The organism is Streptomyces sp. NPDC048659 (genome assembly GCF_040650575.1).
Taxonomy (GTDB): Bacteria; Actinomycetota; Actinomycetes; order Streptomycetales; family Streptomycetaceae; genus Streptomyces.
In genome coordinates this window covers 77,817-98,360 of the sequence record NZ_JBEZHM010000015.1, presented here as the reverse complement: position 1 = coordinate 98,360, position 20,544 = coordinate 77,817, and the positions used below count along the sequence as shown (strand labels likewise).

General features: G+C 74.3%; 22 protein-coding genes. 14 read left to right on the top strand and 8 right to left on the bottom strand.

Annotated elements, in window-relative coordinates; genetic code table 11:
• The first annotated feature begins 1 nt into the window (after window position 1).
• From AB0C99_RS14530 to AB0C99_RS14520, 3 genes are all read left to right on the top strand, one after another.
• Window positions 2–985: an ABC transporter ATP-binding protein gene (locus AB0C99_RS14530; protein WP_362474500.1), complete on the top strand. Its 984-nt coding sequence runs from the start codon at window positions 2–4 to the stop codon at window positions 983–985.
• Window positions 978–2,096: a dipeptide ABC transporter ATP-binding protein gene (locus tag AB0C99_RS14525; RefSeq protein ID WP_362474498.1), complete on the top strand. Its 1,119-nt coding sequence runs from the start codon at window positions 978–980 to the stop codon at window positions 2,094–2,096. Before AB0C99_RS14530 ends, AB0C99_RS14525 begins: the two co-directional genes overlap by 8 nt.
• 201 nt (window positions 2,097–2,297) lie before the next feature.
• Window positions 2,298–3,242, top strand: a complete 945-nt coding sequence (locus AB0C99_RS14520) for a hypothetical protein (protein ID WP_362474496.1) — start codon at window positions 2,298–2,300, stop codon at window positions 3,240–3,242.
• An 18-nt stretch (window positions 3,243–3,260) separates the two neighbouring features.
• Here the strand turns inward: AB0C99_RS14520 and AB0C99_RS14515 are convergent, their stop codons facing one another.
• Window positions 3,261–5,402 (bottom strand): prolyl oligopeptidase family serine peptidase, encoded by a 2,142-nt coding sequence (locus AB0C99_RS14515; RefSeq protein ID WP_362474493.1) that lies wholly within the window; start codon window positions 5,400–5,402, stop codon window positions 3,261–3,263.
• 156 nt (window positions 5,403–5,558) lie between these two features.
• Here AB0C99_RS14515 and AB0C99_RS14510 point away from each other — a divergent pair, with 156 nt between their 5' ends.
• From AB0C99_RS14510 to AB0C99_RS14495, 4 genes are all read left to right on the top strand, one after another.
• Entirely contained in the window at window positions 5,559–5,753 is a 195-nt protein-coding gene (locus AB0C99_RS14510) for a hypothetical protein (protein WP_046911704.1), read from the top strand.
• Window positions 5,754–5,794: 41 nt separating this feature from the next.
• On the top strand, window positions 5,795–6,685 hold the full coding sequence (gene mshB, locus AB0C99_RS14505) for an N-acetyl-1-D-myo-inositol-2-amino-2-deoxy-alpha-D-glucopyranoside deacetylase (protein ID WP_362474490.1): 891 nt from the start codon (window positions 5,795–5,797) through the stop codon (window positions 6,683–6,685).
• On the top strand, window positions 6,682–7,026 hold the full coding sequence (locus AB0C99_RS14500; RefSeq protein ID WP_362474487.1) for a DUF6113 family protein: 345 nt from the start codon (window positions 6,682–6,684) through the stop codon (window positions 7,024–7,026). The genes mshB and AB0C99_RS14500 overlap by 4 nt, the downstream gene beginning before the upstream one ends.
• Before the next feature lie 207 nt (window positions 7,027–7,233).
• Complete coding sequence (locus AB0C99_RS14495) at window positions 7,234–9,453, top strand: hypothetical protein (RefSeq protein ID WP_362474484.1); 2,220 nt, start codon at window positions 7,234–7,236, stop codon at window positions 9,451–9,453.
• A 36-nt stretch (window positions 9,454–9,489) separates the two neighbouring features.
• Here the strand turns inward: AB0C99_RS14495 and AB0C99_RS14490 are convergent, their stop codons facing one another.
• From AB0C99_RS14490 to AB0C99_RS14480, 3 genes are all read right to left on the bottom strand, one after another.
• Window positions 9,490–9,714 carry a hypothetical protein gene (locus AB0C99_RS14490; protein WP_362474481.1) on the bottom strand — a complete coding sequence of 75 codons (225 nt, stop codon included), beginning with the start codon at window positions 9,712–9,714 and terminating at the stop codon, window positions 9,490–9,492.
• A 104-nt stretch (window positions 9,715–9,818) separates the two neighbouring features.
• Window positions 9,819–10,637, bottom strand: a complete 819-nt coding sequence (locus AB0C99_RS14485; RefSeq protein ID WP_362474478.1) for a transglutaminase-like domain-containing protein — start codon at window positions 10,635–10,637, stop codon at window positions 9,819–9,821.
• Window positions 10,634–11,635, bottom strand: coding sequence for a GNAT family N-acetyltransferase (locus AB0C99_RS14480; RefSeq protein ID WP_362474475.1), 1,002 nt, complete (start codon window positions 11,633–11,635; stop codon window positions 10,634–10,636). The genes AB0C99_RS14485 and AB0C99_RS14480 overlap by 4 nt, the downstream gene beginning before the upstream one ends.
• A 112-nt stretch (window positions 11,636–11,747) precedes the next feature.
• On the opposite strand from AB0C99_RS14480, the gene fdxA reads away from it, so the two are divergent.
• Both fdxA and AB0C99_RS14470 read left to right on the top strand, forming a co-directional pair.
• Complete coding sequence (gene fdxA, locus AB0C99_RS14475; RefSeq protein WP_046911647.1) at window positions 11,748–12,068, top strand: ferredoxin; 321 nt, start codon at window positions 11,748–11,750, stop codon at window positions 12,066–12,068.
• A 110-nt stretch (window positions 12,069–12,178) separates the two neighbouring features.
• Complete coding sequence (locus AB0C99_RS14470) at window positions 12,179–13,273, top strand: bifunctional succinyldiaminopimelate transaminase/glutamate-prephenate aminotransferase (RefSeq protein ID WP_362474472.1); 1,095 nt, start codon at window positions 12,179–12,181, stop codon at window positions 13,271–13,273.
• Window positions 13,274–13,421: 148 nt separating this feature from the next.
• On the opposite strand, the gene AB0C99_RS14465 is transcribed toward AB0C99_RS14470, so the two are convergent.
• Together AB0C99_RS14465 and AB0C99_RS14460 are read right to left on the bottom strand one after the other, a co-directional pair.
• Window positions 13,422–13,898, bottom strand: a complete 477-nt coding sequence (locus tag AB0C99_RS14465) for an ATP-binding protein (protein WP_362474470.1) — start codon at window positions 13,896–13,898, stop codon at window positions 13,422–13,424.
• A gap of 359 nt (window positions 13,899–14,257) precedes the next feature.
• Window positions 14,258–15,205: a hypothetical protein gene (locus AB0C99_RS14460; protein WP_362474467.1), complete on the bottom strand. Its 948-nt coding sequence runs from the start codon at window positions 15,203–15,205 to the stop codon at window positions 14,258–14,260.
• Between the two features lie 38 nt (window positions 15,206–15,243).
• Here AB0C99_RS14460 and dapE point away from each other — a divergent pair, with 38 nt between their 5' ends.
• Together dapE and AB0C99_RS14450 are read left to right on the top strand one after the other, a co-directional pair.
• A complete protein-coding gene (dapE, locus tag AB0C99_RS14455; protein ID WP_362474464.1) occupies window positions 15,244–16,338 on the top strand; it encodes a succinyl-diaminopimelate desuccinylase in 1,095 nt (364 codons plus the stop codon).
• An 84-nt stretch (window positions 16,339–16,422) separates the two neighbouring features.
• The gene (locus tag AB0C99_RS14450) at window positions 16,423–17,172 is read left to right on the top strand and encodes a TIGR00730 family Rossman fold protein (protein WP_362474461.1); all 750 of its coding nucleotides are present in this window, start codon (window positions 16,423–16,425) and stop codon (window positions 17,170–17,172) included.
• Window positions 17,173–17,296: 124 nt separating this feature from the next.
• Here AB0C99_RS14450 and folP read toward each other — a convergent pair whose 3' ends face one another.
• Window positions 17,297–18,157 (bottom strand): dihydropteroate synthase, encoded by an 861-nt coding sequence (folP, locus tag AB0C99_RS14445; protein ID WP_362474458.1) that lies wholly within the window; start codon window positions 18,155–18,157, stop codon window positions 17,297–17,299.
• Window positions 18,158–18,269: 112 nt separating this feature from the next.
• Between folP and AB0C99_RS14440 the strand changes: the two genes are divergently transcribed.
• Both AB0C99_RS14440 and AB0C99_RS14435 read left to right on the top strand, forming a co-directional pair.
• Complete coding sequence (locus tag AB0C99_RS14440; RefSeq protein ID WP_362474455.1) at window positions 18,270–18,623, top strand: DivIVA domain-containing protein; 354 nt, start codon at window positions 18,270–18,272, stop codon at window positions 18,621–18,623.
• A complete protein-coding gene (locus AB0C99_RS14435; RefSeq protein ID WP_362474453.1) occupies window positions 18,620–19,210 on the top strand; it encodes a DNA-3-methyladenine glycosylase I in 591 nt (196 codons plus the stop codon). Before AB0C99_RS14440 ends, AB0C99_RS14435 begins: the two co-directional genes overlap by 4 nt.
• Window positions 19,211–19,235: 25 nt before the next feature.
• Here AB0C99_RS14435 and AB0C99_RS14430 read toward each other — a convergent pair whose 3' ends face one another.
• A complete protein-coding gene (locus AB0C99_RS14430) occupies window positions 19,236–20,039 on the bottom strand; it encodes an enoyl-CoA hydratase-related protein (RefSeq protein ID WP_362474450.1) in 804 nt (267 codons plus the stop codon).
• Window positions 20,040–20,320: 281 nt separating this feature from the next.
• Between AB0C99_RS14430 and AB0C99_RS14425 the strand changes: the two genes are divergently transcribed.
• A complete protein-coding gene (locus AB0C99_RS14425) occupies window positions 20,321–20,488 on the top strand; it encodes a DUF3117 domain-containing protein (protein ID WP_205628308.1) in 168 nt (55 codons plus the stop codon).
• Window positions 20,489–20,544: the final 56 nt, after the last annotated feature.

The following is a 20,544-nucleotide window of genomic DNA, read 5'->3' as shown; positions in this document are numbered from 1 at the left end:
CATGCTGCTCGAAGTGCGCGACCTGCACGTGGAGTTCCACACCCGGGACGGGGTGGCCAAGGCGGTCAACGGCGTCAACTACTCGGTGGACGCCGGGGAGACGCTCGCCGTGCTCGGCGAGTCCGGCTCCGGCAAGTCCGTCACCGCCCAGGCCGTCATGGGCATCCTCGACATGCCCCCCGGCAAGATCAGCGGCGGCGAGATCCTCTTCCAGGGGCAGGACCTGCTCAAGCTGAAGGAGGAGGAGCGCCGGAAGATCCGCGGCGCCAAGATGGCGATGGTCTTCCAGGACGCGCTGTCCTCCCTCAACCCGGTGGTCAGCGTCGGCGAACAGCTCGGCGAGATGTTCCAGGTCCACCGGGGCATGTCCAAGAAGGACTCCCGGGCCAAGGCCGTCGAGCTGATGGACCGGGTCCGCATCCCCGCCGCCAAGGAACGCGTCGGGCAGTACCCGCACCAGTTCTCCGGCGGCATGCGCCAGCGCATCATGATCGCGATGGCGCTGGCCCTCGAACCCGAGCTGATCATCGCGGACGAGCCGACCACCGCCCTCGACGTCACCGTCCAGGCCCAGGTCATGGACCTGCTCGCCGAGCTCCAGCGCGAGCTCAACATGGGGCTCATCCTCATCACCCACGACCTCGGCGTCGTCGCGGACGTCGCCGACAAGATCGCCGTGATGTACGCGGGCCGGATCGTCGAACAGGCCCCCGTCCACCAGATCTACAAGGCCCCCGCCCACCCCTACACGCGCGGCCTGCTCGACTCCATCCCGCGCCTGGACCAGAAGGGCCAGGAGCTCTACGCGATCAAGGGGCTGCCGCCCAACCTGCTCGCCATCCCCTCCGGCTGCGCCTTCAACCCGCGCTGCCCGCTGGCCCAGGACGTGTGCCGCACCGACGTACCGCCGCTGTACGAGGTCACCGAATCGCCCGTACCGAGGTCGAGCGCCTGCCACTTCTGGAAGGAGTGCCTCCATGGCTGAGGCGATTCTCCAGGTCCGCGACCTGGTCAAGCACTATCCGCTGACCCGGGGCGTCCTCTTCAAGAAGCAGGTCGGCGCGGTCAAGGCGGTCGACGGCGTGGACTTCGACCTCGCCGCGGGCGAGACCCTCGGCATCGTCGGGGAGTCCGGCTGCGGCAAGTCGACCGTCGCCAAGATGCTGGTCAACCTGGAGCGCCCGACCGCCGGCTCCATCTCGTACAAGGGCGAGGACATCACCGCCATGTCCCCGCGCGCCCTCAAGGCCGTGCGCCGCAACATCCAGATGGTCTTCCAGGACCCGTACACCTCGCTGAACCCGCGCATGACGGTCGGCGACATCATCGGGGAGCCGTACGAGATCCACCCCGAGGTCGCGCCCAAGGGCGACCGGCGCCGCAAGGTCCAGGACCTGCTCGACGTCGTCGGCCTCAACCCGGAGTACATCAACCGCTATCCGCACCAGTTCTCCGGCGGCCAGCGCCAGCGCATCGGCATCGCCCGCGGGCTCGCCCTCCAGCCCGAGATCATCGTGGCCGACGAGCCGGTCTCCGCCCTCGACGTGTCCGTCCAGGCACAGGTGGTCAACCTGCTGGAACGGCTCCAGAACGAGTTCAGCCTGTCCTACGTCTTCATCGCGCACGACCTGTCGATCGTCCGGCACATCTCCGACCGGATCGGCGTCATGTACCTCGGCCGGATCGTGGAGATCGGCTCCGACGCCGAGATCTACGACCATCCCACCCACCCCTACACCCAGGCGCTGCTCTCCGCCGTGCCGGTGCCCGACCCCGACGCGCGCGAGCACCGCGAGCGGATCATCCTCGCCGGCGACGTGCCCTCCCCGGCGAACGTCCCCTCCGGCTGCCGCTTCCGCACCCGCTGCTGGAAGGCCCAGGAGCGCTGCTCCCTGGAGGTCCCGCTGCTCGCCGTCCCGGCGGTCTTCCGGCTCACCGACACCCCGGCCAAGCACGACTCGGCCTGCCACTTCGCCGAGGAGAAGCAGGTGGTGCCCCCGGAGAACGGCAATCAGAACGGCAGCCAGAACGGCGCCCGGAACGACGCCGCCGCTCCGGAGCCCCCGGAGCCCCCGGAGACCCCGCCGGAGGCTTAACCTCCGGGCAACCCCGCCGAATCGGATCCGATATACGGACACGGCACGCTCGGTCTCGTACGGCCGTGCGGGTGCCGTCGTACCGGCCGGGGCGCGCCATGTCGCCCCGGCCGGTCACTCCGGCGGCCGACTTGACGCACCATCCCGCCGCATTCGCCGAACCGCTTGTTTCGGCCGTTCGCGACCGTGAGTATCGGCCCCGTGACTGTGACACGAACGGCACGTCTCACCGGCGCCGCCCTCTGCGCCGCGCTCGCCCTCGTCATCGTCGTCTGGCTGCTGAGCGACCTGGCCGCCTTCCGCTCGCCCGCCGACCTGCTCTGGTACTGGGCGGGGGACCGGGACTTCCTGCTCAGGCGCCGGGCCGCCACCTCGCTCGTCGACCCGCTGCTGCTGCTCGCCTACGCGGCCACCGCGCTCGCCGCCCTGCGCTCCTCGCTGGCCGGGCCCGCGCTCGCCGCCACCGGGCTCACCACCCTCGCGCTGCGGCTGCCCGGACTGTGGGCCTCCGGCGTCGACGCCCTCGTCACCACCCTGCTGACGCTCGCCCTCGGCGCCGGACTCGTCGTCACCGCCGCCGCCGGGCGCCGCGACACCTACGAGCCCGGGCGCCCCGGGGAGCCCGGCGGACCCGCCCGGCCGCGCCGCGGGCCCGCCGTCGCCGCCGGGGCGCTGTGCGGGTCGGCCGCCCTGGTCTGGACGGCCTGGGAGGTGCACTGGGCGACCGCGCTGCCGGTCGAGTTCACCGTCGACCGGTTCACCGGCGGGCGCTCCCTGCTGCTGCCCGTGCTCGCCGTCCCGCCCGGCTGGCTGGCCGTCGTGCTGATCCTGCTGCTGTCCGCCGCCGCGTTCAGCGCCCTCGCCCGCGCCCGGCACGCCCGCCCGGTCGGCCTGCTCGCCGGGCTGCTGCTGGCCGGCTGGGGCACCGGCGGCGTGGCCACCGCGCTGAACGCCGGCTGGTTCGCCGCCTTCGCCCGGCTGGAGGGCGACGCCCGGCTCTCCCTCGCCACCTCGGTCTTCGGCGTGTTCGCCGGGGCCGCCGTCCTGGTGCTGCTGGCCCGGCCGGGGGAGCCCCGACCGGCCCCCTACCGGCCCGTCGCCGCGCTGCCCCCGGCCCCGCCCGCCCGCCGCCCGCCCGGCTGGTGACTCCCGCCCGCCCGCCGGTCAGGCCGGCCCGAGCCCCAGCGCCCGGCGCAGGAAGTCCACCTGGAGCAGCAGCAGGTTCTCCGCCACCTGTTCCTGCGGCGTCATGTGGGTGACGCCCGACAGCGGCAGCACCTCGTGCGGCCGGCCCGCCGCCAGCAGCGCCGAGGACAGCCGCAGGGTGTGCGCCGCCACCACGTTGTCGTCGGCGAGCCCGTGGACCAGCAGCATCGGCCGGGCCGGGCCGGCCGCCCCGCTCAGCCCCTCATCGGTGACCAGCGAGTTCGCCGCGTACACGGCGGGTGCCTCGTCCGGGTGCCCCAGGTAGCGCTCGGTGTAGTGGGTGTCGTACAGCCGCCAGTCGGCCACCGGGGCGCCGACCACCGCCGCGTGGAACACGTCCGGCCGGCGCAGCGCCGCGAGCCCGGCCAGATAGCCGCCGAAGGACCAGCCGCGGATCGCCACCCGGCCGAGGTCCAGCGGGAACTCCCCGGCGAGCGCGTGCAGCGCCTCGATCTGGTCGTCGAGGGTCCCGGCCAGGTCCCCGGCGACCGCCTTCTCCCAGGCGGGGGAGCGGCCCGGCGTCCCGCGCCCGTCGGCGACGACCACGGCGAAGCCCTGCTCGGCGAACCAGCGCGAGGCCAGGTACGGGTTGTGGGCGGCGAGCACCCGCTGCCCGTGCGGCCCGCCGTACGGGTCCATGAGCACCGGCAGCGGCCCGTCGCCCGCCGACCAGCCCGACGGGAGCAGCACGGCGCACGGGATCCGCCGCTCGCCCGCCTCGACGAGCCGCGCCCCGGCGGTCAGCGGCGGCGTCTCGGCGTACGAGACGACCTCGGCCACCGGGCGCCCGTCCCGCAGCACCCGGGCCACGCTCCCGGGGGTGTCCGGGCGCGCCGAGGACAGCACCGTCACCGCGCCGGAACGCACCGCTCCGTGCACTCCGGCCCCCGCCGAGACGCGCACCGCGCCCGTGTCACCCACCCGGTACACATGGACCTCACCGATCTCAGGAGCCTCCGCCGCCTCACCGGCCGACGCCGAGATCAGGACATCTTCGGCGCCTACGTCGAGCACCGCCCGCACGTGCAGCGAGGCGTCCGTCAGCACCCGGTCGCCGACCGCCAGCGCCCGCGCGCCGCCGGTGTCCACGATCCGCACCAGCCGCCCGTCCGGGGTCCGCGCCGGGACCCCGGAGAGCAGCTCCAGCCACACCGGGTCCTCGTCCCGCCGCAGCACCCGGGTCGCCCCCGAGTCCGGGTCCACCTCCAGATACGCCTGCGCCCGCTGGTCCCTGGCCTGCACCAGGAGCAGCGGCGCCCCCGCCGCCGACCAGTGCGCGCGGGCCAGGTACGGGTAGGCCGCCCGGTTCCACACCACCTCCGTACGGGCCCCGGCGAGGTCCGCCAGCCACAGCCCGACCTCCGCGTTGGGCGTGCCCGCCGCCGGGTAGGCCACCGGCCGCGGCGCCCGGTCCGGGTGCGCCGGGTCCGCGATCCACCAGCGCCGCACCGGCCGTTCGTCCACCCGCGCCACCAGCAGCCGGTCCGAGGACGGCGCCCACCAGAAGCCCCGGCTCCGCCCCATCTCCTCGGAGGCGGCGAACTCCGCGAGGCCGTACGTGACACCCTCCGCCTCCGGCTCGGCCAGCGCCCGGTCGGCGCCGCCCCCGGCGTCCGTCACGCGCAGCGCCCCGCCCGCCGCGTAGGCCACGAAGCGCCCGTCCGGCGAGGGCCGGGGGTCGACCACCGGCCCCGGCACCGGCAGCTCCCGGGCCTTCCCGGCGCGCAGGTCCGCCGTGAACAGCCGCCCGGACAGCGCGAACGCCGCCGACTCCACGGCCCCGTCCACGGCGTAGCCCACGATGCCGCCCGAGCCCTCCCGGCTGCGCTCCCGGCGCGCCCGCTCCTCGGCCGGCAGCTCCTCCTCCGCGCCCGCCAGCAGCGCCCGCGGGTCGGCCGCCGGGCGCTCGGCGCCGGTGGCCGGGTCCAGCACCCACAGCGCGTGCGTCCGGTCCGTGCCGGAGGCGGAGCGGACGAACACCACCCGCTCGCCGTCGGGCGAGACCGTGAACCCGCGCGGGGCGCCGAGCGTGAAGCGCTGCGTGCGCGCGGAGAGGCGGGGGAAGGACGGTTGGGGAAGGGAGTCTCGTGACGACGTCATGTGACCGAAACTAGCGTCCGTGCGCCCCCTCATGCCCCCGTACACCGATCGATGCGATCGCACGGATAGTTATGATCCGTAGCGCTAGGTGGGTATGCCTCTCCTGGCACATGCCAACTGAAGGTCCGACCCGAAGAAGTATGGAGGTGAACCGCCGTGGCACTCTCGATTTCGGTGGTTGTGCTGCTGGCGATCGTCGTCTTCCTGCTCATCCGGAAATCAGGGCTCAAGGCCGGGCACGCGGCGATCTGCGCGCTCCTCGGGTTCTACCTCGCGAGCAGCTCCATCGCCCCCTCCATCAGCACGCTCACCACCAACGTGGCGAGCATGATCGGCGGGCTCAAGTTCTGACCTGCCGCCGCCGTGTCGGCCCCGCCTCGTAGGCTGGGGCCATGACGGTTCTCCCTGCCCGTCGTCTGCTCCTGGTGCATGCCCACCCGGACGACGAGTCGATCAACAACGGCGCCACCATGGCCAGGTACGCGGCCGAGGGCGCCCAGGTCACCCTGGTGACCTGCACCCTGGGCGAGGAGGGCGAGGTCATCCCGCCCGAGCTCGCCCACCTCGCGCCCGACCGGGAGGACCGGCTGGGCCCGTTCCGGCTGGGCGAACTCGACGCGGCCATGAAGGAGCTGGGGGTCGCCGACCACCGCTTCCTCGGCGGCCCGGGGCGCTTCCGCGACTCCGGGATGATGGGCGCCGAGCAGAACACCCGGCCGGGCGCCTTCTGGAACACGCCGGTCGACGAGGCCGCGCGGTACCTCGTGGAGGTGATCCGCGAGACCCGGCCGCAGGTCCTCGTCACGTACGACCCCGACGGGGGCTACGGGCACCCCGACCACATCCAGGCCCACCGGGTCGCCACCCGCGCCGCCGAGCTGGCCGCCGACCCGGCGTACCGGCCGGAGCTCGGCCCCGCCCACGCGATCGCCAAGATCTACTGGAACAGGCTGCCCCGCCCGGTCGTCGAGGCGGGCTTCGCGCGGCTGCGCGCCGAGGGCTCCGTCTTCCCGGCGGACGCCGAGATCGGCGACCTGCCCGGGGTCGTCGACGAGAGCCGGATCACCGCCGAGATCGACGGCGACGGCGCCCACGCGGCCCGCAAGACCGCCGCCATGGCCGCCCACGTCACCCAGATCGCCGTCGACGGCCCCTTCTTCGCCCTCTCCAACGACCTGGGACAGCCGATCTTCACCACCGAGTACTACGAGCTGGTCCACGGCGCGTCCGGCGCGCCCGCGGGCGAACGCGAGACCGACCTCTTCGCCGGGGTCGCCCCGTGAAGGCCCGTCACCTCTGGTACGTGATCCTGGTCGTCCTCGGCGCCCTGGTCGGCACCGCCGGCTCGCTGGTCCAAGCCGCCTGGTTCCCCGCCGGGTTGCTGCTGGCGCTGCTCGCCTCCGCCGCCGTGTTCTACGGCGGCCGGATCGCCACCGGCGGCCAGCTCGGCGTCGCCGCCTCCGGCGGCGGCTGGCTGGTCGCCATCGTGCTGCTCAGTTTCGGACGCCCGGAGGGCGACGGCCTGTTCGGCGGCGGCCTCGGGGAGATGGTCTTCCTCCTCGGCGGCATGGCGATCGCTGTGATGTGCGCCACGATGGGCAGACTTTCCCGACCGGTGGCCTGAACAGCCCCGGAAGATCCGGCCGCACGCCGCCCAGCAGGCCGGACATCCGCCGGTACGGCCCGACTTCGGCCGGATCGGCCCTGGCCGATCCACGCCGGGTCGGGTACGGGGCGGCGGCGGCCAGTATGGTGGTGCGCGCCGTCGACCGCCCCGATCACCTTGAGCGTCAGCCAGAGCGGGCGGCGGAGCCAACCGGGAGATCCTGCTTTGAGTCGTGAAACTGGTCGAGAGACTGACAGTTCGTCCTCCGGCGCCCAGGCGCGCGGCGGGGCCGCGTACCCCTCGGGCACCCCTCCGTACGGGCTCCGCCCGGGCCAGGAGGCGAGGGAGGAGGCCCCGGCGGCCTCCGCGCCGCCCGAGGAGCCCAAGACCGAGACCACGCTGACGACCCGTATCCGGATCAACATCCCGGGTTCGCGTCCGATCCCGCCCGTGGTCGTCCGCAAGACCGTCGCCGAGGCCGCCCCCGAGCCCGCCCAGGCCCCGGCGCCCGAGCCCGAGCCGGAGCCGGTGCTCCCGCCCGAGCCGGAGCCGGTCGTCCAGGCCGAGCCGCCCCGGGCGGAGGAGAAGCCCGCCAACGACTGGTTCGCGCCGCGCAAGCCGTCCGCCGCCGCTGCCCCGGCCCCGGCGCCGAAGCCCGCCGCCGCGCCGGCCCCGCCGCAGGCCCAGGTCGGGCCCGCCGCGCCGGCCGCGCCCGGATTCGCGGGCGGCGCCGCCGGCGACGGCGTGCCCGCGAGCACCACCCAGAGCATGGCGATCGTCACGCCCCTGAGCGGCGGCCCCGGCCACACGCCCGCGGGCGGCACCCCGGTCTTCGACCCGGGCGCGGGCAACCCCTTGTACGCCTCCGGCCCGGCCCACCAGCCGGCCCCCGGCACCCCGGGCCACACCCCGCCGGGCGGCACGCCGCTGTACGACGGCACCCCGGCCGGGGGCACGCCGCTGTACGACGGCACTCCCGCCGGTGGCACCCCGCTGTACGACGGGACCCCGGCGGGCGGCACGCCGCTGTACGACGGCACTCCCGCCGGCGGCACCCCGCTCTACGACGGGACCCCGGCCGGCGGCATCCCGCGCTACGACGCCGGCCCCGGGCACACCCCCGCGGGCGGCCTGCCGGTCGTGACCCCGCCCAGCGGGCCGACCACCGGGGTCACCGGCACCAGCACGGTCACCGGCCCCGGCACGCCCTTCGGCGCCCCGGGTGCCCCCGGCGCCCCCGGTGCGCCCGCCGCAGGGGCGACCGGCATGCCCGGGATGACCGGCGGGCTGCGCATGTCGGACGACACCGCGGTGCTGACCCCGCAGAGCCCCGCCCCCGCGGGCGGCCCGCAGGGCCCCGCCGGGCACGTCTCGGGGGCCACCCTGAACAGCGGCGCCCGCCAGGCCGCGCCCTTCGCCGACGAGCGGTCCGACGAGCCGGCGCCCGCGCCCGCCCCGGCCCCCCGCCGGTCCGCGCCCCCCGCCGCGCCCGCCAAGAAGGGCCGCTCCAAGCTGGTCCTCGCCGGCGTCGGCGTCGTCACCCTCGTCGGGATCGCGTACGGCGCCGGGCTCCTGCTGAACCACTCCGACGTCCCCAAGGGCACCACCGTGCTCGGCGTGGACATCGGCGGCGGCACCAAGGAGGAGGCCGTCAACAAGCTGGAGGCGGCCCTCGGCAAGCGCGCCCACGCCCCCATCCAGCTCGACGTCGGCGGCCGGAAGACCGAGCTGGCCCCCGACAAGGCGGGCCTCGCCCTGGACACCCAGGGGACCGTGCGCGCCGCCGCGGGCAGCGACTACAACCCGGTGTCGGTCATCGGCTCCCTCTTCGGCGGCGAGCGGGTCGCCCCGCCCGTCTTCCCGGTCGACGAGGAGAAGCTGGGCGTCGCCCTCACCGACCTGGCCGGCAGCTCCGGCTCCGCCACCGAGGGCACCATCGTGTTCTCGCCCGGCAAGGTCACCGCCGTCGAGGGCAAGCCGGGCAAGGGCCTGGACGTGCGGCGCTCGATGGTCGCCGTCCGCGACGCGTACCGCGCCCAGGTCGAGACGGGCGCGGCGAAGACCGTGGCCCTCCCGGTCGTCACTCGGGAGCCCACCGTCAGCAAGGCGGAGCTCGACCGGGCGATGAAGGACTTCGCGGAGCCCGCGATGTCCGGCCTGATCACGATCAAGGCGGGCGGGAAGAAGATCGACTTCGGTCCGGCCCGCTCGCTGCCGAAGATCCTGTCGATGAAGGCCGTCGACGGGAAGCTCGTCGAGGTCTACGACAAGAAGGCGATCACGGAGCTCCTCGACGGCGTCTTCGACGGGATCATGATCACCAAGGGCGACGGCACCAAGCACCAGGTCTCCGCCGACGACGTGGCCTTCGTGATGGGCGAGGCGCTGCGCGGCAAGGGCACGGCCGAGCGCACCAAGACGATCGCCCTCGACGGCGAGGGCTGAGCCCCGCCGGAGGACGCCGCCGGTACGGGGGAGGGGCTACCACTCGCCCCCGTACCGCGCCTTCCTGGCCCGCAGCCATGCCTGGATCTCCCGGGTCTCGCCCGGCGAGGCGGGCCGCAGGTCCTCCGCCCGGACGGTCGCCGTGTAGTGCGTGAACCGCACCCGCCGGTGCCGTCCGTCCACCCCGATGACCTTGCCGGGTCCGTAGACGTCGGTGCCCGTGTGGGCGACGAAGCTGCCGGGACCGTGGGGGGTTTCCATCGCGCGCCTCCGCTCGGTGTGACCGTGTGTCCCCACCCTGGCCCGCTCCGGCCCGCGCCCGCGCGGTACACGCCCGACGGCGCCGTCACCGGCACCGCCCGGCCTCAGTTGAGCCGCGCCCGGGCCGCCTTCGCGCGCTGCCGGATCGCCTCGGCGGCGCTCGGCTCCACCGCGTCCATGACGGTCGCGTACGCCTCCATCTCGGCGGCCCCGGTGAGGAAGTCGCCGCGCTGCACCAGCAGCTCGGCGCGCTCGTAGCGCAGCCTGGCCGGGTGCGAGGGCAGCGTCAGGGACAGGTCCACCGCCCACAGCGCCACGTCCGCGCGCTCGGGGCGGCCGGTGGCCCAGACGCGGATGTTGTTCAGGATCCGCAGCACGATCGAGGTCGGCGAGGCGGGCCGCAGCATCGAGGGGTCCAGCGCCTCCCCGGTGGCCCCCGCGACCAGCAGCTCGGCGTCCGTCCCGGTCATCGCCCGGCCGCCGGCGAAGGGGTCCGCCAGCCGCAGCTCCCCGGGGTCGCCGAAGCCGACGACGAAGTGGCCGGGCAGCCCGAGCCCGTAGACGTGCGCCCCGGCCCGCCGGGCCACCTCCATCCACACCACCGACAGCAGGATCGGCAGCCCGCGCCGCCGCCGCAGCACCTCGTGCAGCAGCGAGGACTCCAGCCGCTGGTAGTCGGCGGGCCCGCCCTGGAAGCCCTCGCGGCGGCCCAGCAGCTCCGAGAGCGCCGCCACCCACGCGTCGGCGTCCCGCGTCCCGTACGGCACGAGCCCGGCGAGCCGGTCCAGTTCGATCTCGGCCGCGTCCAGGTCCGCCTGGCCGACCGAGGGGTCGGCGACCGCGCCGACCAGCAGGCAGAGGCGGGCGAGGTCGGGCTGCTCGGCCCGGGCCTCCTCCGCGAACTCCCGCCGCCAGTCGGTCATGCGCCCGTCCATCGGTAGTGGTGGTAGTGGTGGTGGACCGCGAAGCCCATCCCCTCGTACAGCGCCCTGGCACCGTCGTTGCCCGCCTCCACCTGGAGCCAGGCGGCCGAGGCGCCCTCGTCGAGCGCGCGGCGGGCGAGCGCCGTCATGACGGCCGTGGCGAGGCCGCGGCGGCGCTGCTCCGGGTCGACCTCGACCGCCATGAAGCCGGCCCAGCGCCCGTCCACCACGCAGCGGCCGATCGCCGCCGGTATGTCTCCCGTGCCCGGCACGGAGGCGAACCACACGCCGGGGCCGCCGCCGAGCACCTTCAGGACGTGCGGGCCGGGCTCGCCGGAGCGCTGGTAGCGGCGCAGCCACTCCTCGTCGAAGGAGCGGGCCAGCCGGACCGTGCCGATGTCCGCGCCGAGGTCGCCGATCGGGGCGAGCGCCGCGATCCGCACCTCGGCGGAGACCTCACGGCGCCAGTCCCGGCGCTCCAGTTCGGCGCAGAGCGGCTCCTGGGCCCCCTCCGCGCCCGTGGCGGTCTGCACGTAGGCGGGCAGGGCCCGGGCCGCGTACCAGTCCCGTACGCGGCCGAGGGCCGTGTCCAGGGGCAGTCCGGGATCGCCCAGCGGGAGCGCGGAGTTGGCCCGCCGGGTGAATCCGCCGGAGGCGCGCAGCGTCCACTCCCCGAGCGCCTCGCTCTCCACCGGCGGCCAGGCGCGGGCGGTGGCCCGGGCGAGCTCGGCGAAGGTGGCGGCCGGGCCGCGCCGCCGGGCCGGGGCGGCGGGGACGGTCTTGCCCGCGACGAGGGCGGATTCCGCGATCCGGACGGTCTCGCCGGTCCTGCGTGTGATCAGCAGCACACCGGATTCCCACGATGTGAGAACGCCGACCGCGTCGGTGAACCTCTCACCCGGCGCACCCGAGTCCGTCACGTACCGAACAGAGACCCGTTTCCCCACGTCAGAGCCGGTAATTCGGACTTCGAGACGTGCTCCACCGGCGATTTCCACAGCTTCTTGGCCCCTCCTGTTCGGATCGCTCCCGAGAACGGAGATACTAGGGGCGGGCATCGACGACGCCGCGCTCCCGCGCAGACCAGCCCTATCGAGGAGGAACGACAGCGTGACCTACGTCATCGCGCAGCCTTGTGTCGACGTGAAGGACAAGGCGTGCATCGAGGAGTGCCCCGTCGACTGCATCTACGAGGGCCAGCGGTCCTTGTACATCCACCCGGACGAATGCGTCGACTGCGGGGCCTGTGAGCCGGTCTGCCCGGTCGAGGCGATCTTCTACGAGGACGACACCCCGGACGAGTGGAAGGACTACTACAAGGCGAACGTCGAGTTCTTCGACGAGCTCGGTTCGCCCGGTGGTGCCTCCAAGCTGGGCCTGATCGAGCGGGACCACCCCTTCATCGCCGCCCTGCCGCCGCAGAACGGCTGATCATCCGCTTTCGGTCCCGTACGGCGTCGTCCGCCGTACGGGACCGTCGCGTTTGCCGACGCAGACGCCGACGCATCTCCCGCGTACGCAACGAGGAAGTGAGCCAACCCGTGAGCGCAGTCTCTTCGCGCCTGCCCGTCTTCCCCTGGGACAAGCTGGAGCCGTACAAGAAGACGGCGACGGCCCACCCGGACGGCATCGTGGACCTCTCCGTGGGCACCCCGGTCGACCCGGTCCCCGCGCTGGTCCAGGACGCCCTCGTGGCGGCGGCGGACTCGCCGGGCTATCCCACGGTGTGGGGCACCAAGGAGCTGCGGGACGCGCTCACCGACTGGTGCGGGCGGCGCCTGGGCGCCACCGGCTTCGCCCACGAGAACGTGCTGCCGGTCGTCGGCTCCAAGGAGCTCGTCGCCTGGCTGCCGACCCAGCTCGGCCTCGGCGCGGGCGACCGGGTCGCCTACCCGCGGCTGGCCTACCCGACCTACGAGGTGGGCGCCCGGCTGTGCGGCGCGGAGCCCGTCGTCTACGACGACCCGACCGAGCTCGACCCGGCCGGCCTGAAGCTGCTGTGGCTCAACTCCCCGTCCAACCCGACCGGCGAGGTCCTCGGCAAGGACGAGCTGACCCGGATCGTGGCCTGGGCGCGCGAGCACGGCGTCCTCGTCTTCTCCGACGAGTGCTACCTGGAGCTGGGCTGGGAGGCCGACCCGGTCTCGGTGCTGCACCCGGACGTCTGCGGCGGCTCGTACGAGGGCATCGTCGCCGTCCACTCGCTCTCCAAGCGCTCCAACCTGGCCGGCTACCGGGCCGCGTTCATCGCGGGCGACCCGGCCGTCCTGGGCGAGCTGCTGCTGATCCGCAAGCACGGCGGCATGATGACCGCCGCCCCGGTCCAGGCGGCCACGGTCGCGGCGCTCGGCGACGACGCGCACGTGGCCGAGCAGCGCGCGCGGTACGCGGCCCGGCGCGCCGCCCTGCGCGGGGCCCTGGAGGCGCACGGCTTCCGGATCGAGCACAGCGAGGCCTGCCTCTACCTGTGGGCGACCCGCGACGAGCCCTGCTGGGACACGGTGGCCTACCTCGCGGAGAAGGGCATCCTGGTGGCGCCGGGCGACTTCTACGGCGAGGCGGGCGAGCGCTTCGTGCGGGTGGCCTTCACGGCGACCGACGAGCGGGTCGAGGCGGCGGTCAAGCGGCTCGGCTGAGGCGGCCGGACTGACGCGGCCGGGCTGACGCGCCGGACTGACGCGGCCGGGCGGGCGCGGCCGGGCGGCGTGCCTCGGACGGCGCGCGGACACGGGTGAGGGCCCGGGGGGCGGTGCTCCCCGGGCCCTCACGTGCGTGCGGCGGAGGTCAGCCGCCGAGCGGCAGCCCGCCGCCGAGCGGCAGGGTCGGCGCGGGCACGCCCTTGGTGGGCAGGCCGCCCAGCGTGCCGCCGGCCGGGGCGTTCGCGGCGCTCTCGGCGGCGGTGCCCGCGGTCTGGCCGACGACCTCGCCCGCGCTGCCCGCGGCCTCGCCCGCGACCTGCTGGACGGCCGGGGTGGCGGTCCGGCCCGCGGTGCCCACGGTCTTGCCGGCGGCCGGGACGGCCGTGCCGACGGCCTTGCCGCCGGTCTCGCCGACGACCTCGGTGGTGGTCCGGGAGGCGGTGTCGAGGGTGGCGCCGGTGGTGGCGCCGTCGAGCTGGGTCAGACCCGTCAGGGCGCCGGTCGGGGCGAGGGACTGGTCCACGGCGCTCGCGGAGCCGGCCGCACCGACCACCACCGGGGCTGCTCCGGCCGCGACGAGCAGGGCGGCGCGGGCGATCCGACGGGTCAGGGGGAGGGACATGGTGCTCCTTCAGCGGAGGGGGCGTTTGCGGTTGGACGCAGTGACAACCGGCCGTGGGCGGGGGGAGGTTGCGGACGCCGAAGGTAAAGACTCGGTAATGCGTCGTATTGTCGGGTGGGGAGGAAAGCGGACGAACGCGTCAATGCGCCGTCCGCTGCCGAACCGTCACTTCCCTTGCGGCGCAAGGGGATTGCGGTGACATGACACGGCGCGGGAAAGCTGCCCGGAGCGCGCGCCGCCGCGCGCGCCGGATGACACGTCCGGGGGACAATCCGCACGACTGCCCGTGAGGGAGCTCGACGGGCCGGAAAGGCCCAGGCGAGCCGGAAGGCCCGCGCGGGCCGAAATGGAGAGCGGCGCTATCCGGCGGTGAGCCGCAGCCGCACCCAGGACCCGTCCGTGCCCGTGCCGTCCGCCGGGGCCCCGGCCGCGCCGCGCGCGCCCTTCGCCGGGTCCCAGCCGCCCCCGGAGTCGTCCGCCCGCCAGACCCGGTCCCCGTACGCCACCTCGGCCACGCGCAGCTCGTCCGCGCGCGCCACCGCCCACTGGGCCAGCTCCCAGCCGCGCTGCTCCCGCGTCCCCGTCACGGCCCGCACCGGCACCGACAGCTCGACGGCGCCCGCCGCCGCGCCGGACCCGCCCCCGGCCTCCCGGGGCGCCGTCCGCTCGCCGAACGCCCGCACCACCTCGGCGCGCACCCGCGCGGGATCGCCCGGCCGGCCCGCCGACACGTCCGCCGTGCACGTGAGGGCCGCCGGCGTCCGGCCGGTCAGCGCCGCCGACAGCAGCGCCGCGTCCGGCTCGTGCTTCGCGTACGCCTGCGGGAAGCCGCTGCGCTGCACCTTCTGCGCCGCCACCGTCAGCGGCAGCCGCGAATACCCCGGGACCTTCGCCAGGCCCTCGTAGAACTTCCCCGCCGAGTACACCGGGTCCTGGATCTGCGCCGGAGTGCCCCAGCCCTGCGAGGGGCGCTGCTGGAACAGGCCCAGCGAGTCCCGGTCGCCGTGCTCGATGTTGTAGAGCGCCGACTCCTGGAGCGCCGTCGCGAGCGCGATCGTCACCGCCCGCTCCGGCATCCCCCGGCTGGTGCCCACGGCCGCGATCGTCGCCGCGTTGGACGCCTGCTCCGGGGTGAACTCGTACCGGTTCGTCCCGGAGCCGATGCTGCACCGCGGCGCGCCCTTGCTCCCGGTGACGTAGTGCACGGCCACGTACGCGACCAGGCCGAGGAGCACGGCGAACGCGGCGGCGAACCGGGCGGGACGGCCGCGACGCCTGGGGCTGGGGGGACGGGTGGGCTCGGACACGCGCCCCACCGTACTGGAGGCCGCGTTAGGGTCGGCACATGGCTGACACCGCTTCTGGAGAGACCCCGCTGGACCTCGCGCTCGACGGCGCCGCGCTGACCGCGGCCCTCGTCGACTTCCCGTCCGTCAGCGGCACGGAGAAGCCGCTCGCCGACGCGATCGAGGCCGCCCTGCGCGGGCTCCCGCACCTGACCGTCGACCGGTACGGCAACAACGTCGTCGCCCGCACGCACCTCGGCCGCGGCGAGCGCGTCGTCCTCGCCGGGCACATCGACACCGTGCCCATCGCGGACAACGTGCCCTCCCGGCTCGACGAGGACGGCATCCTGTGGGGCTGCGGCACCTCCGACATGAAGTCGGGTGTCGCCGTGCAGCTGCGGATCGCCGCCACCGTCCCCGCGCCCAACCGCGACCTCACCTTCGTCTTCTACGACAACGAGGAGGTCGCCGCGCACCTCAACGGCCTCGGCAAGATCGCGGACGCCCACCCGGACTGGCTCGAAGGCGACTTCGCCGTTCTCCTGGAGCCCTCCTTCGGCGAGGTCGAGGGCGGTTGCCAGGGCACCCTGCGGGTCAAGCTGCACACGGCGGGCGAGCGGGCGCACTCCGCGCGCTCCTGGATGGGCTCCAACGCCATCCACGCCGCCGCCCCCATCCTCGCCCGCCTCGCCGCGTACGAGCCGCGCCGGCCGGTCATCGACGGCCTGGAGTTCCACGAGGGCCTCAACGCCGTCGGCATCGAGGGCGGCGTCGCCACCAACGTCATCCCCGACGTCTGCGTGGTCACCGTCAACTACCGCTACGCCCCCGACCTCTCCCCGGAGCAGGCCGTGGCCCACGTCCGCGAGGTCTTCGCGGACTGCGGCGTCGCCGAGTTCGAGATCGACGACGAGAGCGGCGGCGCGCTGCCCGGCCTCTCCCACCCCGCCGCCGCGGCCTTCATGAAGGCGGTCGGCGGCAGCGCCCACCCCAAGTTCGGCTGGACCGACGTCGCCCGCTTCAGCGCGCTGGGCGTCCCCGCCGTCAACTACGGCCCCGGCGACCCCATCTACGCGCACAAGCGCGACGAGCACGTGCACGTGGAGAAGATCCACCACTGTGAGGCAAGGCTCCGCGACTGGCTGACCGACTGATTCCCGGAATTTCGCTTTTCGTCATCTCTGTGGACCTACCCTGACCGGACCGGAAGATCAGTGGAACGGTGAAAGGAGCAGGCCATGGGTGTCCCCGAGGAGCCGAAGAAGCCGGAGGAGCAGAGGCTGGGACCGGTGCTCAGGCGCCGTGATCAGATCCAGCCCGGCACCACGGACCAGCGCCTGCTCGACACCGAGGGCGACTCGGAGTGGGTGCACACCGACCCCTGGCGGGTCATGCGCATCCAGTCCGAGTTCGTCGAGGGCTTCGGCGCCCTCGCCGAACTGCCGAGCGCCATCAGCGTCTTCGGCTCGGCCCGCACCAAGCCCGACTCGCCCGAGTACGAGGCCGGGGTGCGGATCGGGCACGCGCTCGTCGAGGCGGGCTTCGCGGTCATCACGGGCGGCGGCCCCGGCGCCATGGAGGCGGCCAACAAGGGCGCCCGCGAGGCCAAGGGCGTCTCCGTCGGCCTCGGCATCGAGCTCCCCTTCGAGCAGGGGCTCAACCAGCACGTCGACATCGGCGTGAACTTCCGCTACTTCTTCGTCCGCAAGACGATGTTCGTGAAGTACGCGCAGGGCTTCGTCGTCCTGCCGGGCGGCCTGGGCACCCTCGACGAGCTCTTCGAGGCGCTGACCCTGGTCCAGACCCGCAAGGTCACCCGCTTCCCGATCGTGCTCTTCGGCACGGAGTACTGGAAGGGCCTGGTCGACTGGCTGCGCGACTCGGTCGTCGCCGGCGGCAAGGCGTCCGAGCACGACCTGCTCCTCTTCCACGTCACGGACGACGTGGAAGAGGCGGTCGCGCTGGTGACGAAGGAGGTCGGGCGCTAGAAATCCAGCCCGTCCGGCGTTTGAGGACCGGGGTCCGGGGCGGAGCCCCGGTTTCGGGAAGGGGCGGGGCGGGGGAGAAGCCCGCCGCAGGCGCCCGCTCCTTCCCTTCCCGCACCCGCCCCGGCTACGCCAGCCCGCGCCGCGCGACCGCGGGCGGGCGGTGCCCGGCGATCGACGCCACCATGTCCAGCACCTGCTTCGTCTCGGCGACCTCGTGCACCCGGTACACCCGGGCCCCGAGCCACGCCGAGACCGCGGTCGTCGCCAGCGTCCCGAGGACCCGTTCCTTCACCGGCCGGTCCAGGGTCTCGCCCACGAAGTCCTTGTTGGACAGCGACACCAGCACCGGCCAGCCCGTCTCCGCCATCTCGCCGAGCCGCCGGGTCGCCTCCAGGCTGTGCCGGGTGTTCTTCCCGAAGTCGTGGCCCGGGTCGATCATGATCCCGTCGCGCCGCACCCCCAGCGCCAGCGCCCGCTCGGCCAGCCCGACCGTCACGTCGAGGATGTCGGCCATGACGTCCGCGTACTCCGTGCGGTGCGGCCGGGTCCGCGGCTCCACGCCGCCCGCGTGGGTGCAGACCAGCCCCGCGCCGTACTTCGCGGCGACCTCCGCCAGCCGCGGGTCGAAGCCGCCCCACGCGTCGTTCAGGACGTCCGCGCCGGCCTCGCACACCGCCTCGCCGACCTCCGCCCGCCAGGTGTCCACGCTGATCACCACGGACGGGTGGCGCCGCCGCACCTCGGCCACGAAGCCGACCGTGCGCCGCGCCTCCTCCTCGGCCGTGACCTCCTCGCCGGGGCCCGCCTTCACCCCGCCGATGTCGATGATCGCGGCGCCCTCGGCGACGGCCTGCTCCACCCGGGCGAGGGCGGGCTCGTCGGTGAAGGTCGCCCCCTGGTCGTAGAAGGAGTCCGGGGTCCGGTTCACGATCGCCATGATCACCGGCTCGTGCGGCCCGAATTCCCGCGGTCCCAAGCGCAGCATCCCTTATGTCCTCCCTTGCGACCGGTCGCCGCATCGTCTGCGACCCTAACTGTCGGTGCCGCATGGCACGATCGGCACCGGACGTTTTCCACGGACGGGGAGAGGCGCGCTGGTGTTCTGGTTTCTGCTGATCACGATGGTCGTGGTCGTCGCGGCGGTCACCCTGGCGGTGGTCGGCGGCGGCGACAGCGAGGTGCTGCCCGACGCGGCCCCCGAGCAGCTGGTGGACCCGCTGCCGGAGACCCGCCCGGTCGGCCAGGCCGACGTCGAGGCGCTGCGCCTGCCCGTCGCCGTCCGGGGGTACCGGATGGCGGACGTCGACGACGTCCTCGGCCGCCTCGGCGCCGAGCTCGCCGAGCGGGACGCCCGCATCGCGGAGCTGGAGAGCGCCCTGGCGGGGGCCGGCCCGGCGGACACCGCCGGGCGCGACGGTCACGACGGGTACGACGGGGAGGCCGGCGCGTGAGCGGCGGCGGGGCGGTCCCGGGGCCCGACGGGCGCCCGCGCTGCCCGTGGGGCCTGTCCACCGAGGACTATCTGGCCTACCACGACGAGGAGTGGGGCCGCCCGGTCCACGGCGACGACGCGCTGTTCGAGCGCCTGTGCCTGGAGGCGTTCCAGTCCGGCCTCTCCTGGATCACGATCCTGCGCCGCCGCGAGGGCTTCCGCGCGGCCTTCGCGGGCTTCCGGATCTCCGAGGTGGCCCGCTTCACCGACACGGACCGGGAGCGGCTGCTCGCCGACGAGGGGATCATCCGCAACCGCGCCAAGGTCGACGCCACGATCGCGAACGCCAAGACGCTGGCGACCTGGGCCCCCGGCGAGCTGGACGAGCTGATCTGGTCGCACGCCCCGGACCCGGCGACCCGCCCGGCCCCGGCCGGCACCGGCGACGTGCCCGCCGTGACCGAGGAGTCCACGGCCCTGTCCAAGGCGCTGAAGAAGCGCGGCCTGCGCTTCATCGGCCCCACCACGGCGTACGCGCTGATGCAGGCGTGCGGCCTGGTCGACGACCACGTCGCCGGGTGCGTGGCGCGCGGCGCCGGCCGCTGAGCGGCCCGCGCCGCGCCCCGGCGGCTCAGCGGCCGACGAAGGTGAGCTTCTCCTTGGCGACGAAGGCCCGCACGGCGGCCGTGTGGTCCTCGGAGGCGCCCGCCCTGGTCTGGAGCTCGTCCTCCTTCTCCAGCGCCTCGGCGAGCGAGTGGTCCGCCCCGTACGCCAGGGACTCCTTCAGCGCCGCGTAGGCGACGGTCGGGCCCTCGGCCAGCGCGCGGGCGACCTTCAGCGCCTCCTCGGCGAGCTCCCCGGCCGGTACGAGACGGTTCACGACGCCCAGCTCGTACGCCTCCCGGGCGCCGATCGAGCGCGGGAAGAGCAGCAGGTCGGCCGCCCGGCCGTGGCCGATCAGGCGGGGGAGCGTCCAGGACATGCCCGAGTCGGCGGTCAGGGCGACCCCGGCGAAGGAGGTGTTGAAGGCGGCCGTCTCCGAGGCCAGCCGGTAGTCCGCCGCCAGCGCGAAGCCGAAGCCCGCGCCGGCCGCGACCCCGTTCACGGCCGCGACGACGGGCTTCGCCATCCCGGTGAGCGCCCGGACGATCGGGTTGTAGTGCTCGCGGACCGTGTTCATGGTCTCCCGGGTGCCGGACTCCTGGTCCTGGAGCAGCAGCCCGACGTGCTCCTTCAGGTCCTGGCCCACGCAGAAGGCCCGGTCACCGGCGGCGGTCAGCAGCACCGCGCGGACCGCCGGGTCCGCCGCGGCCGTCTCCACCGCCTCGCGCAGCGCGACCTTCGCCGCCACGTTCATCGCGTTCATGGCCTCGGGGCGGTTGAGGGTGATGGTGGCGAGCCCGTCGCTCACCTCGTACAGCACCGTGTCGGCCATCGCGGGGGTCCCTTCGCCTCATTGCGTCGATTGACCCGCCCAGCATGGCGGAGATCACCGGACCCGCGCATGTGACCTGCGTCAAAGAATCGATGCCCCGGTTCGGACCCACGGCGGCGAAGTATCGCAGGTGGATCGGCGAAATATGCGGTTTTGTGAAAGCGCGTTGCGGAAGCGATGCCGGCTGATGTTGGTCATCGGGTCCTGTGATGCGGGATAATGACCCTGAAGCAATCGTGTTCGATGCTGACGATGAGCTGGTTTCAGGAAGGGGAACGAGCATGGCGGCCATGAAGCCGCGGACGGGTGACGGCCCGCTCGAGGTGACAAAGGAGGGGCGGGGCATCGTCATGCGCGTTCCGCTCGAAGGCGGCGGCCGGCTCGTCGTCGAGCTGACCCCGGACGAGGCGAAGGCGCTCGGCGACGCACTGAAGGACGTCGTCGGCTGACGCGCCCCTGCCAAGGATTTTCCTCCGCTGCCCCGGTACGGTTCCCACCGTGCCGG